This window comes from Myxococcus sp. AM011, assembly GCF_013372595.1.
GTDB classification, from domain to species: Bacteria; Myxococcota; Myxococcia; order Myxococcales; family Myxococcaceae; genus Myxococcus; species Myxococcus eversor.
In genome coordinates this window covers 1-845 of the sequence record NZ_JABXEM010000587.1, presented here as the reverse complement: position 1 = coordinate 845, position 845 = coordinate 1, and the positions used below count along the sequence as shown (strand labels likewise).

Genomic DNA, 845 nt, shown 5'->3' with positions numbered 1-845 from the left:
CCCTCGAGATGCAGTTGGCGGCCGAGGCGCTGCAGCGCATGGGCATCCTCGACAGGCAGCGCTTCCTGGAGAAGTACGCCACCACCGTGGGCCGCACCCTCTACCTGCCCTTCGAGGTGGGCGTACCGAAGGGGGGCTGGGATTTGTGGGCCCAGGTGGTGGTGTGCGTCCACGAGCACCAGCATGTCGTCCAGCACGACGAGGAGGGCCCCAGCTACGAGCTGGCCTACCTCACCAGCGCCTCCGCGCGCGCCCGCTACGAGGCCGAGGCGTATACCTGCAACCTGGAGCTGCACTCCTGGCGCTACGGCACCCTGCCCGCCGTGCGCCCCATCGCCGAGGGCCTCAAGCACTACGGCTGCCGGCCGGAGGACGTGGAAGTCACCGCCCACACCCTGGCCCTCACCTCGGTGTCCGTCCGCCACGGCGCGGTGGTGAGTGAGGCCACGAACGTGGCCCTGGAGTGGCTCAACTCGCACGTCCCCCACCTGCGGGCCAAGCAGGGCTGAGGCGTCCATGGCCGTCTCTCGCACCGGAGACTGGGCACGGGCCCGCCAACTGCTGGCGGCGGGCTCGTCACGCCTTGAGGGTGCGCTCCAGACGGCGCTGCGCCAGGAGGCGCACGCCCTGCGCAAGGAGGTGGTGCAGGGCCTCACCCAGCAGGCACCGGGTGGAGAGCCGCTCCGCCCGCCTTCGCCCCTCACGCTCGCGGCGCGCCAGCTCGCCGGATTCAACGGGACGAAGGCCCTCCTCGTCTCGGGCGCGCTACGCAACTCCATCTCCGTCGTCGTGGAGGGCGACGAGGCCTTCATCGGCGTGTCGCGCACCGCGAAGAGCCCGGACGG

Annotated in this window: 2 protein-coding genes; both read left to right on the top strand. The window is 71.5% G+C overall.

Going from position 1 to position 845, the window contains the following annotated elements; all coding sequences use genetic code 11:
- Positions 1-509, top strand: a 509-nt coding sequence (locus tag HUW62_RS47505; RefSeq protein WP_176438217.1) for a hypothetical protein, incomplete at its 5' end; no start/stop codon positions are given.
- A gap of 7 nt (positions 510-516) precedes the next feature.
- The coding region (locus tag HUW62_RS47500) for a phage virion morphogenesis protein (RefSeq protein WP_255204056.1) at positions 517-845 on the top strand (329 nt) is incomplete at its 3' end.